Source organism: Pseudomonas frederiksbergensis (assembly GCF_035751725.1).
GTDB lineage: Bacteria > Pseudomonadota > Gammaproteobacteria > Pseudomonadales > Pseudomonadaceae > Aquipseudomonas > Aquipseudomonas frederiksbergensis_A.
On the sequence record NZ_CP142104.1, the window covers coordinates 2,251,282 to 2,265,422 of the forward strand.

A 14,141-nucleotide genomic window follows, 5' to 3' on the forward strand; every position below is an offset into this window, starting at 1 on the left:
AGAGCGTCCGGGAGGGTGGCAGCGAAGGGGTTATTCCTTGGCTTGGCTCATGTGGATGAACAGTTCGGTTGGGACTTTCTTGCCATTGGCCGTGTACTGGCCGGTGCGGTATTTGTAGGTTTCCGCCTCGGACAGGTAGCCATCGTGGTTGCTGTCCATCTTTTCGAACTCCGCTTGCTGGGTCGGCGCGACGCTGAGGAACTCCTTCAGCGATACGCGGGCGTCGTCGTCAGTGTCGGTGCGAGCGAAGGACGCGTCGCCACATTTGCCTTCGCCGCACTTGCCCTCCGCGGCGGTGACTTTTTTGCCCGATTCGGCGGCACCACATTTGCCTTCACCACACTTGCCTTCCGCCTCGGTGGCCTTTTTGGACGATTCGCCGGCGCCACATTTGCCTTCGCCACATTTACCTTCGGAAGTTTTTTCAGCCGAGGCCAATTGATAACCCTGGGCCAGGGTGTCCACGGCGAAAGCGGACTGGGCCAGGCTCAAGCCGCCGGACAAAGCCAGGGCGGCGAGGGCGAGGCGAGCGGAGTTCGAGTTTTTTGTACGGGTCATGAGGTTTCTCCAGATAAGAGCTGTGTGGCCCCTGGCAAACGTTGCGCGGGGCGTGTGCCGTGGCGGCGTCACGTTGCTTGCCCGGTGCTCGGCACGTCGGGTCGAAGCAAGGCGGGACTGGCCTGTTCGGACGGGGCCATTTGGCGCTTGCCGTGTATCTGGGATGTGTCATGCGGCGGTGTGTTTGTATGGCTGTGTGTCGCGGATACAGAACGCTGCAAAAGGGTGGCGCTCAGGTCAGGTCATGCAAGTCCTTGCCCAGCGCCGACCCGAGCGTCCATCGGACACCAGCAGCGGTTTGCCGATGAGTTGTTGGCGCAGTTTCCCTTCGTTCTGATTCCTTCAGCCGTGCCCCGGCATTCCTGGAATTTGCGGGTGAGCTGCGATTTGGCGAAGGCCCCATTCAAGCTATTTCTCTAGAGCGCTTTGGCCTCGACACTCGACTGGTCAGGTAATTTCGGTGCCTTGATCGGGTAGCCGGCTTTTTTCGCTGATCCGCATTTTTCGCTTGCAGGTGCGTCTGTAATGGTCTCAGTTCCCACGCCACAATTCGGCCGTGCCGCAATGGCTCTATCGGGAGAAAACTCATGGCGAAGATGGCGATTTTTCTGGGTGGTTTCCTGGCGCTGACGCTGCTGATTGGTGTGCTGGCGACGATCTCACCTGTTTAAGCAGCTTTTCTTGCGGCGAGGGGATGAATCCCCTCGCCACAACAGCTTTCATTCAAGGAAGGATGCGTCGATCACCGATGCAAGATTACCTGCGCAATCTCCAGCAATGGCATGACCCGTTGCGCGGCGTTGAGCTTGATCGCTTCCTTGGGCATGCCGAATACCACGCAGCTGGCCTCGTCCTGGGCCACGGTGGCACTGCCGGCGTCGAGCATTTCCTTCAGACCGCGGGCGCCGTCGTCGCCCATGCCGGTCATGATGATGCCCGTGGCGTTACGGCCGGCGAACTTGGCCACCGAGCGGAACAGCACATCCACCGAGGGGCGATGGCGATTGACCAGCGGGCCGTCCACCACTTGCACGTGGTAGAACGCGCCGCTGCGGGTCACCATCATGTGCTTGCCGCCGGGGGCGATGAGGGCCAGGCCGGGGTGGATGCGGTCGTTGTTCTTTGCTTCGCGCACTTCGATCTGGCACAGGCTATTGAGCCGGGCGGCGAACGAGGCGGTGAATTTTTCCGGCATGTGCTGGACGATGACGATGCCCGGGCACACGCGCGGCAGGGCGGTCAGCACCGCTTCCAGCGCCTGGGTGCCACCGGTGGAGGTGCCCATGGCGACGATGCGCTCGGTGGTCTGGGCCATGGCATGGCCGTTGGCGGCTGGCAGCATGGCGTCGGCGGTGAGTTTGGTCGCCGGCGTCAGCGGCGCCGCTGGAGCCGGGCGTTTGCCCAGGTTGCGGACGTTGACCTGGGCGGCAGCACGGATGGCCGATACCAGTTCCGGCGCCGAGTCCAGCAGGAAGTTCTTCAAGCCGCTGGTGGGCTTGGTGATGATTTCCACCGCGCCGGCGGCCATGGCTTGCAACGTGGTTTCCGCACCCTTGGGCGTCAGCGACGAGCAGATCACCACGGGCGTGGGCCGTTCGCTCATGATCTTTTTCAGGAAAGTAATGCCGTCCATGCGCGGCATCTCAACGTCCAGCACGATCACGTCGGGCCATTCCTTCGCCAGTTTGTCCATGGCGAAAATCGGGTCGGAGGCCGCGCCGATGACGTTGATGTCCGGCGTGTCGTTGAGAATGGCCAGCAACACCTGGCGGACCACGGCGGAATCATCCACCAGCAATACATTTATTTTTTTGCCTGACATGGTTAATGCAGGGTCCTTATCGGTTGGTGCCTGACCCAGACGTCGCCCGTGCAAAGGTCGAAAATGATGCTGCGGTGGCCGGTGCTGCCCATATCCTGGGCGATCAGGTCCAGGCGATAGAGGGCGGCCATTTCCAGCGCTGCGTTGACGTTCAGTCGCGCCACGTCGCCATAGGGCACATGGCGTTGCAATTCGGGAAACATCTCGCCGCCGCCGAACAGCTTGAGCTGGTATTCCTCGGGCTTGGTGTGATGGGCCCGCGCCTTGCGGACGAACAGCTCGATGGCTTCATCGGCGTACATCCCGTTTAGCGCCGTGGAGCAACGCACCCGGCTAGGCAACATGAAGTGGCACATGCCGCCGATCTTGCGCTCTGGATGCCAGAGCGTAATCGCCACGCAAGAGCCGAGGATCGTGCGCAGGCGGGTCGGGCAGGTCGCAAAGCGAAACTCTCCCGGCCCCAGGTAGACCTCGGCGACTTGCTTGATCGCGGCGCTCATGGCTTGCGATAAATCGAAGGGGCGACCAGCTTCAACGCATCGGAAACGCCGTTGAGACTTTCCGAATGGCTGACGATGAAATACCCACCGGGCTTGAGCCGCGGGATGAGCCGGGCAACCACTTTGCTTTTGGTGGGCTGGTCGAAATAGATCATCACGTTGCGCAGGAAAATCACATCGAACTCCCCCAGCTCTGGAAGGGTGTCGTTGAGATTGACCTGGATGAAGTTGACGCGGTTGCGCAGTGCCCGGTCGATCAGCATGGTGCCCTGCTGGCTGCCGGTGCCCTTGAGGCAATATTTCACCAACAGCGAATGGGGCAGGTTACGGGCGCGCTCCATCGGATAATGCCCGGAACGGGCCTTGGCCAACACTTGCATGCTGATGTCGGAGCCGATGACTTCCCAAGGCGTGGTGCCCAGGCTTTCGGCCAGGGTCATCGCAAGACTGTAGGGCTCCTCGCCGGAGGAACTGGCGGCGCTCCACAGGCGAAAGGTCTTGCCCGGTGTCGCATGGGGTAGCACGTGATCGCGAAGAAAATCGAAGTGCTTGGGCTCACGGAAAAAGTAGGTTTCGTTGGTCGTCAGCAGGTCCAGCGCCACTTGCAATTCGTCGCTGCGCTGGCCGCTCATGATCAGCTTGAAGTACTCGCCGTAGCTGTCCAGCTCATAGTGCTTTAGGCGCTTGAAGAGGCGTCCGGCCACCAAGGCTTTCTTGGCCGGCGACAGGTTGATGCCGGCCGCCTGGTACAACCAGGATTGGAACTGGCCGAACTCCCGGTCGGAGAGGGCCATCGAGTTCACCGTGCGTTCCTTGCAAGTGTCTGTGCTCATGAGTCTGGCGCTTCCAACGCGGCGGGGCTGGCCTGGGCGAGTTCGGACATTTCGTCGATGGACAGCACCCGGTCCACTTCCAGGACGATGACGAACTTGCCATCGACCTTGGCCATGCCACTGATGAAATCGGCGCGGATCTTCGCGCCAAAACTCGGTGGCGGTTCGATCTGCGAAGCCGGGATTTCCAGCACCGCCGATACCGTGTCCACCAGCAACCCGATGTCCTGGGCCAGCCCGTCGGCGCTGGCGGCCTCGATGATCACCACGCAGCTGCGGCGGCTGATGGTGGAGTTCGGCCGGCCGAAACGGGCCGACAGATCCACCACCGGCACGACCGCACCGCGCAGGTTGATCACCCCGCGCACGAAAGCCGGCATCATCGGCACGACAGTCAGGTTGCCGTACTCGATGATTTCCTTGATGCACAGGATGCCGATGGCGAACATCTCCGTGCCGAGCATGAACGTCAGGTACTGCGCTTCTTCCTCGACCGCACTGGCGGTCTGGCGTGTGGTCGCGATGGCGCCCATTGCCTTTTCTCCTTTAAGCAAGCCTATGGAACCGTGCCATCAGAACCGGGTGAATTCCGATTCGTCCGGCGCGCTGGCCATGTTGTAGGCAAACGCCTTGGGCATCACCGGTGCCGGTGCCCGGGTCTGTTTGCGGCTGGACGGGCCGGGCGTGTTATCGACCCGGGCGACCTGGATGGCTGCTTTGGGCGGCGTGTCCAAGGTGAAGAAACTCATGGCCTGTTGCAGTTGTTCGGCCTGGCTGCTCATCTCTTCGGCGGTGGCGGCCAATTCTTCGCTGCTGGAGGCGTTCTGCTGGGTCACTTGGTTGAGCTGGGTCATGGCGGTGTTGATCTGCGCCACGCCGGCGGCCTGTTCTTCGGACGCGGCGCTGATTTCCTGCACCAGGTCCGAAGTCTTGTTGATGGACGGGACCATCTCGTTCAGCAGGCTGCCGGCCTTCTCGGCCATGTCGACGCTGCTAGACGACAGCTCGCCGATCTCCTGGGCCGCGACCTGGCTGCGCTCGGCCAGTTTGCGGACTTCGGCCGCCACCACCGCGAAGCCTTTGCCGTGTTCGCCGGCGCGGGCTGCTTCGATCGCAGCGTTGAGCGCCAACAGGTTGGTCTGGTAGGCGATGTCATCGATGATGCTGATGCGCTGGGCGATTTTCTTCATCGCCACCACGGTCTGCTGCACCGATTCGCCGCCGTCGGTGGCTTCCTTGGCAGCCTTGCTGGCCATGCCGTCGGTGACCTTGGCGTTCTCGGTGTTCTGGTTGATGCTGGCGCTCATCTGCTCGATGGATGCACTGGTTTCCTCGACACTGGCCGCCTGTTCGCTGGTGGCCTGGCTCATCGACTGGGCGGTGGCGCTGACTTCCTCGGAGGCGCTGGCGAGGTTGTCCGCCGCGTTGCGCACTTCACCGATGATATGTGACAGCTTGCCGACCATGTTCTGCATGGCGTTGAGCACCATGCCGGTTTCGTCCTTGGAACCGCCTTCGATCTTCGCGTTCAGGTTGCCTTCGGCCAGTTGCTCGGCGACGGCGGCGGCCTGCTTCAGCGGACGTGAAATCACCCGGGAAATAAACAGCGCCAGGCCCAGGCCCACCAGCAGGGCGGCAACCAGCACGACGATAATCGACAGGCGCGCGTTCTCGTACAGTTTGGTGCCGTGCGCACTGGCGACATCAGCCCCAGCGGCGTTGAGCTCGACAAGTTTTTGCAAGTCGCCGGTCACCAGGTCGAACCGATTCTTGGACTCGCCCTTGAGCATCGCATTGGCTTGCTCGGTCAGGTTCTGCCTGGACAGTGCCAGCAGGTCCTTGCTGATCGCCAGATAGGCGGCCCAGTCAGTGCGGGTGGTTTCGAATGCCTGCCGGTCTTCCGCGCTGGAAAGCAGTTTTTCGTAAGTGTCCAGGCGGGTTTCGAAGGCCTTCTTGGCCTCTTCCGCTTCCTGCTCCAGGGTTACGCGTTCTTGCTCGGAGTCGGCGGAAATGTGGCGGTTTTCCTTGAGGCGATAGCTCGCCGCGTAGAAGCGCATGCCCGACGCCGCGCGCATGGACGGCATCCAGTTTTCACGAATGTCGAGGGCGGTGTGGTTGACCTGGCCCAGCTGGATGATCGAGAACACGCCCATGACGGCGGTGAGCGCCAACACCACGAGGAATGAAGTGATCAGTTTGGTGGCGATTCTAAGGTCGTAGAACCATTTCATTGGGGAATACCTCTCCATGGAGTGTTGAAGCGTCAGCGAGCGTTGGCTTGTTGTAATGGGGTCGAGTTGTAGCGGTTTTCTATTTGTGCGATCTGGGTCAGCAATGCCGGTACGTCGAGAATCAACGCCACGGCGCCGCTGCCCAGGATGGTCGAGCCGCTGATGCCGCGCAGTGCGCCGAACAGCTTGCCCAAGGGTTTGATCACGGTCTGGAATTCACCCAAAAGGTCATCCACCACCAGCCCGGCCTTGAGTTCGGCGTAGCGCACCACCACCACATTCTGCCGGCGCGAGGCCGGGCCTTCGTGATGGAAGTGATCGCGCAGGTACACCAGCGGCAGCACTTCGCCGCGCAGGTCCAGGTAGCCTTGTTCACGGCTGGCGATGCCATCGTCTTCGCTCAGTTCGATGCATTCCTGGACCATGTCCAGCGGAATCACATAGGTGGACTGGCCGATGCCGACCAGGAATCCATTGATGATCGCCAGGGTCAGCGGCAGGCGGATGCGCACCACGGTGCCCTTGCCCGGCTGGCTGTCGAGGTCGACCGTGCCGCGCAGCAGTGTGATGTTGCGCTTGACCACGTCCATGCCCACGCCGCGTCCGGACAGGTTGGTGACGGCTTGGGCGGTGGAGAAGCCCGGTTCGAAAATCAGGTTGTAGATCTCCTGGTCGGTCAGGTTCGCACCTTGGGCGATCAGGCCGCGCTCATGGGCTTTTTCCAGGATACGATCGCGGTTCAGGCCGGCGCCGTCGTCGGCGATTTCCAGCACGATGCTGCCCGAGTCGTGGTAGGCATTGAGGTGCAGATGCCCCTTGGCCGGCTTGCCTGCCGCCAGGCGCGCCTCGGCGGTTTCGATGCCGTGGTCCATGGCGTTGCGCAGCAGGTGCATCAGCGGGTCGCCGATTTTTTCCACCACGGTCTTGTCCAGCTCGGTTTCCGCGCCGCTGATGATCAGGTCGATGTCCTTGCCGAGTTCCTGGCTGACATCGCGCACCACCCGGCGAAAGCGGTTGAAGGTCTCGCCGATGGGGATCATGCGCAGGCGCAAGGCACCGTCGAGGATTTCTTCCACCAGCCCGGACACCGACGAGGTGGCTTCCTGCAGCGGATCGTTCTGGCAGGTACGCGCCAGCAGGCTGGCGCCCGCGCTGGCGATGACCAGCTCACCCACCAGGTTGATCAGTTCGTCGAGTTTGTCCGCGTTGACTCGCACATAGGTGCCGTCCTTGGTTTTGCTTTCGCTGGCCACGGCCTGTTTGTCGCTCGCGACCTGGGCGGGCATGCGCGGGGTCTTGCGTTGGTCCGGCATCAGTTCGCCCGTGGCGACCATGGCGGTGCTTTCGTCGGTCGGTGCGGGGGACGTCGCGACCAGGCCGGTGCTCGCCTGGGACTCGACCGCTTGGGCGGCAACGATTTCGATCACGCAGTCTTCGCGCACAAAATCGAACACTTCGTTGATCGCGGCATAGCCGGCGGCGGATCGAAACGCGATGTCGAAGCCCAAGTAGCAGGACTCGGCATCCCAGGCCTCGATAGCCGGCAGCGCGTCGGTCAGGGTGGTGAGGTCGACGATTTCACCCAGGGTCTGCAAATAGCGCAGGAATGACAAGGGGTCCATGCCGTTGCGAAACACGTCCTGGCCGAAGCGCAGGGAGATGTGCCAGAGGCTCGCTTCGGCTGAATCGGCCGTTTCGGTTTTTGCTGTCCGGGCCGGTTCGGCTGCGGTCGAGGGCGCCTGGTATTCCTGCAGGATCTGGCACAGTTCCATTTCCCGGGCCAGGGCAGGGGGTTGCAACGCCGAGCCCTGGTTGGCGACCACGTCGATCAGCTCGAGCATGTGATCGCCGGACTTGAGCAGCACGGCGATCAAGCCAGGGTCCACCGCGACGCTGCCCTCGCGCAGGCGATCGAGCACGTCCTCGACGATGTGGGTAAAGCTGACGATCGGCTCCAGGCCGAACAGCCCCGCCGAGCCCTTGATCGTATGGGCCGCGCGGAAAATCGCGCCGATGGCGTCATCGTCGCCGGGGTCGTTTTCCAATTGCAGCAACGATTCTTCCATCGCCTGCAGTTGTTCACGTGCCTCGACGATGAAGGTTTGTTGTGCCTGATCGAGATTGATGCTCACGCTCATTTCCTTTGTCGTGTTCGACGTGTTGCGCAGGCGCTAGGCAACCAGGTTGCACAGGGCCAATGTTTCCGTGACGGCCTTGCTTTGGTCGGTCACCGTCAGTTGAGTCCCGGCCTTGGGTGCCTCGCGCTGAATCATCAGCAGCAGTTGCAGGCCGGCGCCATCCATCTCGGTGATCTGCGACAGGTCCAGCGCCATCGCTGGCGTTGCCCCCAACCGTGGCAGCAATTGCGCGGCCAGGTCGGCGGCGGTGTAGATCGTCAGCTCGCCATCGATCTGCACCCGCGCGGTGTCATCCTCTATTTCGTACAGCAGCGGCATTGAAGCCTCCGGCCATCAGGGAAGAATCAGCTTGGATACCGCCGCCAGCATCTGCGCCGGCTGGAACGGCTTGACCACCCAGGCCTTGGCACCTGCGGCCTGGCCCTCTTGCTTCTTCGATTCCTGGGATTCGGTGGTGAGCATGATGATCGGCGTGAACTTGTAGCTGGCCAGCTTCTTGACCTCCTTGACGAAGGTGATGCCATCCATGTTTGGCATGTTCACGTCGCTGATGATCAGGTGCACTTTCTGGCCGTTGAGTTTGCCCAGTGCGTCCTTGCCATCGCTGGCCTCGATCACGTCGTAGCCGGCACTTTTCAACGCGATGCCGACTACCTGCCGAACGCTCGCGGAGTCGTCGACAACCAATACACTTTTAGCCATGAACGGCTCTCCTAGAAGAAGGTTATTTCCTGTGAAGTCTGTTGCGCAGCCGAGTCGCCGTGATGATTGCGGCGTTGCTCGTCGGTGGCGTAGGTGGTTTCCATGCGCGCCAGCCATTGGCGGGCGTCGATGGAGGCGGCCTGTTCGGGCGACTGGCTGGCTTGCTGCATGTGCACATGCAGGTCCTCGATGTTGTCGCGCACGTGGCTGAGGATCTGGCTGACCCGATCCTGGAATTGCAGGCTGACCAGCACTTCGGTGAGTTCGTCGCGAATGCCGTAGCTCTCCCGTTGCAACATGTCGGCCGAATCGGCGAGGCGCCCGGTAACGCTCTGGAAGCGTTCGAGCACACGCTGGATGCTGCCTTCGGACACGGCCACGGACTGGCTGTCCTGGTCGGCGCCGCTGGAAGCAGCCTGCACCAGTTGGGTGATGGCGGTGTTGATGACGTCGACCTTGGCCGACATCTGTTGGCCGGTCTCGCTGGACTTGCTCGACAGTGCACGTACGGCGTCGGCCACTACCGCAAAACCACGTCCGGCTTCGCCCGCCCGGGCGGCTTCGATGGCGGCGTTGAGGGCCAGCAGGTTGGTCTGGGCGGCAATCGCCGCGACGTCGGCGGCCATGGTCCGCAGCTCGCCGGTGTAGGCGGTCAGGTTGCGCACTTGGGCAAGGGTTTCATCACGGCTGGCCTGGGTGGACTTCAACGAATCGATGACCTTCACCAGTTCGCCTTCGCTCTGCGCCAGTACCTGGACGGCGCCACCGCCGCTGCTGCCGGCCAACTCGCCGGCGGCCAGTTGCGAGGCTTGCACGGTTTCTTCGAGGCGCGAGGAAATGCCGGTGAAACGGCTGGTCAAGGAGACGATCGCGGTTTCAGTCTGCTGGCGCGAACTTTCGACTTGCTTGGCCCAGATGGGCATGGCACCGAGGATCACTTCGTTGAGTTGTGCGTCGCTTTTGTGAGCGCCATGGTCCGCGGCTAGCAGTTCGTGACGGGCGATGGCCGCTGCGGCGACCTTGTCCAACTGCAGGCGCTGCGAGCGCGTACCCCAGAGACCGGCACCCACGCCAAGGACCAGGAGCACGGCACTGAAACCGATGGTTTGCGCATTCGCGCCATTGAGCGCCAGCACACCGGCGCAGGCGATGACGGCAACGATCAAGGCGTGCCAGCAAGTGTGCGTCCGGGGTTTGGCGAGGGAATGGTCGTGGGGATACGACGTCATGGTTCGGTCCTTGAACAGTGTTGCTGACAGGATATTTGCGAATAACTGGTTATCTGCAAAACCGACTCGGTCTTTAGGACCAGTCGTCCGGTTCTGCAAGAAAAGGTGGCACATTGATATCTCAGATTAGACGAGATTGGCGAAATGTCGAGGTGACCTGACCTACGGAAAACCCGTGGCGAGGAAGCCTGCTCCCGCTGGACCGCGCAGCAGTCCCAGCCACCGGTCTGATTTCCCGGCGATGCCAAGTTAAAAAGCGGGCCGCTTCGCGATCCAGCGGGAGCACGCTCCCTCGCGCCACAAAAGCGGACATCTTCCGAAACATAACGAAAGGATTGAGCTAAATTACCCGCAACAGATTTCGAACCTGCCATCGAGCCCCCATGCCCACCCAGTCGCTCTGGAAAACCTACCTGCTGTTCCTGGCCCCCATGGTCCTGTCCAACTTCCTGCAATCGATGTCCGGTACGCTCAACAGCATCTACATCGGCCAAATGCTCGGCACCCAAGCCTTGGCGGCGGTGTCGGGGATGTTTCCCATCGTGTTTTTCTTCATCGCGTTGGTGATTGGCCTCGGCGCCGGGGCAGGGGTGCTGATCGGGCAGGCGTACGGCGCCGGCGAGACGGGGACCGTGAAGGCAATTGCAGGCTCGACCCTGTTGCTGGGGGCGATCATCGGGTTGGCGGCGGCGATCCTTGGCAGTGTCTTTGCCCGCGAGGGCCTGCAAGGACTCGGCACGCCCGCCGATGTGCTGGATGACGCGGTGTCCTATGCGCGGGTGATGATGTGGATTTTGCCGATGCTGCTGGTGTTCGTGCTGTTCACCCAGTTGTTGCGCGGTGTCAGCGATACCGTTTCGCCGCTGCTGGCGTTGCTGGTGTCCACCAGCGTCGGGATGCTGCTGACGCCGGTGCTGATCCGTGGCTGGCTGGGTTTTGCGCCGATGGGCATCCAGAGCGCGGCATTGGCGGGGCTGGTGGGCACCGCGTCGGCGATGGCGATGCTGGCGTGGCGCCTGAACCGCCGGGACCATGCCCTGGCGCCGGACCGTGCGCTGTTCGCGGCGATGCGCCTGGACAGGGACATCCTCGGCAAAGTGCTGCGCATCGGCTTGCCCACCGGTTTGCAAATGGTGGTGATCTCGCTGTCGGAGCTGGCGATCCTGGCCCTGGTCAATCGCCACGGGTCCCAGGCCACGGCGGCCTACGGCGCGGTGACGCAGATCGTCAACTACGTGCAGTTCCCGGCGCTGTCGATTGCCATCACCGCTTCGATCCTTGGCGCCCAGGCCATCGGCGCCGGACGCCTGGAACGCCTGGGGCCGATCCTGCGCACCGGGATGTTGATCAATGTCTGGTTGACCGGTGGGCTGGTGCTGCTGGGTTACCTGTTGTCCCGTTGGTTATTGGGACTGTTCATCACCGACCCGGCGGCGCGGGTCCAGGCCGAACATTTATTGCACATCATGCTCTGGAGCCTGTTGGTGTTCGGGTTCCAGGCAATTATCGGCGGCATCATGCGCGCCAGCGGCACGGTGCTGGTGCCGGTGGCGATCTCGATTTTCTGCATTATCGGCGTGCAAGTGCCGGCGGCCTACCTGCTGGATGCCCACTTCGGCCTTCAAGGCGTGTGGATGGCGTTTCCGGTGGCTTACCTGAGCATGTTGGTATTGCAGACGGTGTATTACAAACGGGTCTGGCAGCATCAGCGGATCGAGCGGTTGGTGTAGACCGGCCCAAGCTGGAACCCCTGCGGAAGCGAGCGTGCTCGCGATAGCATCGACACGTTCAATTTTGATATAGGCTGACAGACTGCCATCGTCGGAACGCCGCCCGGAGCAAGCTCGCTCCCATAGTTTTGGCCACCTTCTTCCCGTCATCCACGAGGATCCCGATGTCCGTAGAACACCCCTCCATCGCCTACCGCGCCTTCCTCTTCGACATGGACGGCACGCTGCTCAATTCCGTCGCCGCCACCGAGCGGATCTGGACCCGCTGGGCCATGCGCCATGGCCTGGACGTGGCGAAATTCTTGCCGACCATTCATGGCGTGCGCGCCGTCGACACGGTCGCCCGCCAGAACCTGCCCGGGATAGATGCGCAAGCCGAGGCCGCGCAGCTTACCGTTGAAGAAATCGAGGACGTGGAAGGCGTGGTCGAGGTGCCCGGTGCGCTGGCGCTTCTCAAACGCCTGCCGCCGACCCAATGGGCGATCGTCACCTCGGCGCCGATGGCCTTGGCTTTGCGTCGCATGGAGGCGGCCGGGATCCCGCGACCCGAGGTGATGGTGACCGCCGAAGACGTGAGCAGCGGCAAACCGAACCCCAATTGCTATCTGCTGGCCGCGCAGCGCTTGCAAGTGGCTCCAGGGGAATGCCTGGTGTTCGAGGATGCCCAGGCCGGGATCAAGGCCGGCGAGGCGGCGGGCATGGATGTGATGGTGGTGACCGCCACGCATACACACCCGGTGGTGACGTTGCATTCGCAGATCAAGGATTACCTTGGGCTGGGAATCGCGGTGGATGACGGACTGATGCGCCTTTCAAACCACCGCTAGGAACCCGTGGGAGCAGGGTCGCTCCCACAGTTTTACCTCAACGATTCCAGGATCAGGTCACCACCCGATAGCACGGCACATACGCCGCGCCGCCCGGCAGTTTCATCCGGTGCTGGGCGACGAAGGCTTGGAGCAGGCGGTCGAGGGGCTCCATGATGGCGGGGTCACCGTGGATCTCGTACGGGCCGTGCTCTTCGATCAGGCGGATACCCTTGTCCTTGACGTTCCCCGCCACGATTCCCGAAAACGCCCGGCGCAGGTTGGCGGCCAGTTCGTGGGACGGCAGGTCGCGGCTCAGGCCCAGGCTGGCCATGTTTGCATGGGTCGGGTCGAAGGGGCGCTGGAAACCTTCGTCGATTTTCAGCAGCCAATTGAAGTGAAAGGCGTCGTTGCGCTCGCGGCGGAACTGCTTCACTTCTTTCAACCCCTGGGTCATTTGCCGCGCCACTTCGGCCGGGTCGTCGATGATGATCTGGTAGTGCTCTTGCGCGGCTTCGCCTAAGGTTGCGCCGACGAACGCGTGCAGTTGATCAAAATACGGCGTGGCGCTTTTAGGCCCGGTGAGGATCACTGGGAAGGGCAAGTCCTGGTTGGCCGGGTGCATGAGAATGCCCAGCAGGTAGAGGAATTCTTCCGCGGTACCGGCGCCGCCCGGGAAAATGATGATGCCATGGCCGACGCGGACGAAGGCCTCCAGGCGCTTCTCGATGTCCGGCAGGATCACCAACTCGGTGACGATCGGGTTCGGTGCCTCGGCGGCGATGATGCCCGGCTCCGTCAGGCCCAGGTAGCGGCCGCCGTGGATGCGCTGCTTGGCGTGGGCGATGGTGGCGCCTTTCATCGGGCCTTTCATCACGCCCGGGCCGCAGCCGGTGCAGATGTCCAGGCTGCGCAGGCCCAGTTCGTGGCCGACTTTCTTGGTGTACTTGTATTCTTCGGTATTGATCGAGTGACCGCCCCAGCACACGACGATTTTCGGCTCCACGCCAGGGCGCAGGGTGCGGGCGTTGCGCAGCAGGTGGAACACGTAGTCGCTGATGCCTTGGGATGAGCTCAGGTCGATGCGCTGGCTGTCCAGCTCGTTCTCGGTGTAGACGATGTCGCGCAGGGCGCTGAAGAGCATTTCCCGGGTGCTGGCGATCATCTCGCCGTCGACGAACGCATCGGCCGGCGCGTTCAACAGTTCCAGGCGCACGCCGCGGTCCTGTTGGTGGATGCGGATTTCGAAGTCCTTGTAGGCTTCCAGGATGGTCTTGGCATTATCGACATGGGCGCCGGTGTTGAGGATGGCCAGGGCGCACTGGCGGAAAAGATCGTAGATGCTGCCGGAACCGGCTTCGCTCAGTTGTTGCACTTCGCGCTGGGACAAAGTCTCCAGGCTGCCCTTGGGGCTTACCGAAGCGTTGATTACCTGTCTTTGAGTCATTCAGCTTTCCTTGAAAACGATGCCGCTCGCACTATGGCGGCATCTTGAAAAAACGTCCACGCGGGAAGATCGCACGATCCTTGCGGTATCGCCATGGACTTTGATCCGGATCCGTCGGGTCGGTTGCAACACAAAATGGGCCCCA

At 62.2% G+C, this 14,141-nt stretch carries 13 protein-coding genes and 1 pseudogene; 3 read left to right on the forward strand and 11 right to left on the reverse strand.

What is annotated here, in order from left to right; translation table 11 throughout:
* Positions 1 to 30: 30 nt before the first annotated feature.
* Entirely contained in the window at positions 31 to 558 is a 528-nt protein-coding gene (locus VQ575_RS10120) for an HvfA family oxazolone/thioamide-modified RiPP metallophore (RefSeq protein ID WP_039592944.1), read from the reverse strand.
* 285 nt (positions 559 to 843) lie between these two features.
* Here VQ575_RS10120 and VQ575_RS10125 point away from each other — a divergent pair.
* Positions 844 to 1,013, forward strand: a pseudogene (locus VQ575_RS10125) (RES domain-containing protein); the annotation flags it as partial.
* Positions 1,014 to 1,300: 287 nt separating this feature from the next.
* Here VQ575_RS10125 and VQ575_RS10130 read toward each other — a convergent pair.
* Genes VQ575_RS10130 through VQ575_RS10170 form a run of 9 tightly spaced genes read right to left on the reverse strand, consistent with a single transcriptional unit; the run spans position 1,301 to position 10,127 of the window.
* Positions 1,301 to 2,380 (reverse strand): protein-glutamate methylesterase/protein-glutamine glutaminase, encoded by a 1,080-nt coding sequence (locus VQ575_RS10130; RefSeq protein ID WP_045155687.1) that lies wholly within the window; start codon positions 2,378 to 2,380, stop codon positions 1,301 to 1,303.
* Between the two features lie 2 nt (positions 2,381 to 2,382).
* Positions 2,383 to 2,880, reverse strand: coding sequence for a chemoreceptor glutamine deamidase CheD (cheD, locus tag VQ575_RS10135; RefSeq protein WP_039592946.1), 498 nt, complete (start codon positions 2,878 to 2,880; stop codon positions 2,383 to 2,385).
* The gene (locus tag VQ575_RS10140; RefSeq protein WP_039592947.1) at positions 2,877 to 3,713 is read right to left on the reverse strand and encodes a CheR family methyltransferase; all 837 of its coding nucleotides are present in this window, start codon (positions 3,711 to 3,713) and stop codon (positions 2,877 to 2,879) included. The genes cheD and VQ575_RS10140 overlap by 4 nt, the downstream gene beginning before the upstream one ends.
* Complete coding sequence (locus VQ575_RS10145) at positions 3,710 to 4,246, reverse strand: chemotaxis protein CheW (protein WP_030142246.1); 537 nt, start codon at positions 4,244 to 4,246, stop codon at positions 3,710 to 3,712. The genes VQ575_RS10140 and VQ575_RS10145 overlap by 4 nt, the downstream gene beginning before the upstream one ends.
* A gap of 39 nt (positions 4,247 to 4,285) precedes the next feature.
* Positions 4,286 to 5,944 (reverse strand): methyl-accepting chemotaxis protein, encoded by a 1,659-nt coding sequence (locus tag VQ575_RS10150; protein WP_039592948.1) that lies wholly within the window; start codon positions 5,942 to 5,944, stop codon positions 4,286 to 4,288.
* Positions 5,945 to 5,976: 32 nt separating this feature from the next.
* Entirely contained in the window at positions 5,977 to 8,076 is a 2,100-nt protein-coding gene (locus VQ575_RS10155) for a chemotaxis protein CheA (protein ID WP_039593043.1), read from the reverse strand.
* Between the two features lie 39 nt (positions 8,077 to 8,115).
* Positions 8,116 to 8,400: an STAS domain-containing protein gene (locus VQ575_RS10160; protein ID WP_039592949.1), complete on the reverse strand. Its 285-nt coding sequence runs from the start codon at positions 8,398 to 8,400 to the stop codon at positions 8,116 to 8,118.
* Between the two features lie 15 nt (positions 8,401 to 8,415).
* On the reverse strand, positions 8,416 to 8,784 hold the full coding sequence (locus VQ575_RS10165; protein ID WP_003203044.1) for a response regulator: 369 nt from the start codon (positions 8,782 to 8,784) through the stop codon (positions 8,416 to 8,418).
* A gap of 11 nt (positions 8,785 to 8,795) precedes the next feature.
* On the reverse strand, positions 8,796 to 10,127 hold the full coding sequence (locus tag VQ575_RS10170) for a methyl-accepting chemotaxis protein (protein ID WP_411829942.1): 1,332 nt from the start codon (positions 10,125 to 10,127) through the stop codon (positions 8,796 to 8,798).
* A 269-nt stretch (positions 10,128 to 10,396) separates the two neighbouring features.
* Here VQ575_RS10170 and VQ575_RS10175 point away from each other — a divergent pair, with 269 nt between their 5' ends.
* Positions 10,397 to 11,743 (forward strand): MATE family efflux transporter, encoded by a 1,347-nt coding sequence (locus tag VQ575_RS10175; RefSeq protein ID WP_039592951.1) that lies wholly within the window; start codon positions 10,397 to 10,399, stop codon positions 11,741 to 11,743.
* Between the two features lie 164 nt (positions 11,744 to 11,907).
* A complete protein-coding gene (locus VQ575_RS10180; RefSeq protein WP_325919583.1) occupies positions 11,908 to 12,570 on the forward strand; it encodes an HAD family hydrolase in 663 nt (220 codons plus the stop codon).
* A gap of 52 nt (positions 12,571 to 12,622) precedes the next feature.
* Here VQ575_RS10180 and ppnN read toward each other — a convergent pair whose 3' ends face one another.
* Positions 12,623 to 13,996, reverse strand: coding sequence for a nucleotide 5'-monophosphate nucleosidase PpnN (gene ppnN, locus VQ575_RS10185; RefSeq protein WP_325919584.1), 1,374 nt, complete (start codon positions 13,994 to 13,996; stop codon positions 12,623 to 12,625).
* Positions 13,997 to 14,141: the final 145 nt, after the last annotated feature.

Bases quoted from the DNA above. Each gene is read 5' to 3' on its own strand.
- VQ575_RS10140 (WP_039592947.1), bottom strand. From the start codon at position 3,713: ATGAGCACAGACACTTGCAAGGAACGCACGGTGAACTCGATGGCCCTC.
- VQ575_RS10180 (WP_325919583.1), top strand. From the start codon at position 11,908: ATGTCCGTAGAACACCCCTCCATCGCCTACCGCGCCTTCCTCTTCGAC.
- VQ575_RS10170 (WP_411829942.1), bottom strand. From the start codon at position 10,127: ATGTGCCACCTTTTCTTGCAGAACCGGACGACTGGTCCTAAAGACCGA.
- VQ575_RS10175 (WP_039592951.1), top strand. From the start codon at position 10,397: ATGCCCACCCAGTCGCTCTGGAAAACCTACCTGCTGTTCCTGGCCCCC.
- VQ575_RS10165 (WP_003203044.1), bottom strand. From the start codon at position 8,784: ATGGCTAAAAGTGTATTGGTTGTCGACGACTCCGCGAGCGTTCGGCAG.
- cheD (WP_039592946.1), bottom strand. From the start codon at position 2,880: ATGAGCGCCGCGATCAAGCAAGTCGCCGAGGTCTACCTGGGGCCGGGA.
- VQ575_RS10130 (WP_045155687.1), bottom strand. From the start codon at position 2,380: ATGTCAGGCAAAAAAATAAATGTATTGCTGGTGGATGATTCCGCCGTG.
- VQ575_RS10150 (WP_039592948.1), bottom strand. From the start codon at position 5,944: ATGAAATGGTTCTACGACCTTAGAATCGCCACCAAACTGATCACTTCA.
- VQ575_RS10120 (WP_039592944.1), bottom strand. From the start codon at position 558: ATGACCCGTACAAAAAACTCGAACTCCGCTCGCCTCGCCCTCGCCGCC.
- ppnN (WP_325919584.1), bottom strand. From the start codon at position 13,996: ATGACTCAAAGACAGGTAATCAACGCTTCGGTAAGCCCCAAGGGCAGC.
- VQ575_RS10145 (WP_030142246.1), bottom strand. From the start codon at position 4,246: ATGGGCGCCATCGCGACCACACGCCAGACCGCCAGTGCGGTCGAGGAA.
- VQ575_RS10160 (WP_039592949.1), bottom strand. From the start codon at position 8,400: ATGCCGCTGCTGTACGAAATAGAGGATGACACCGCGCGGGTGCAGATC.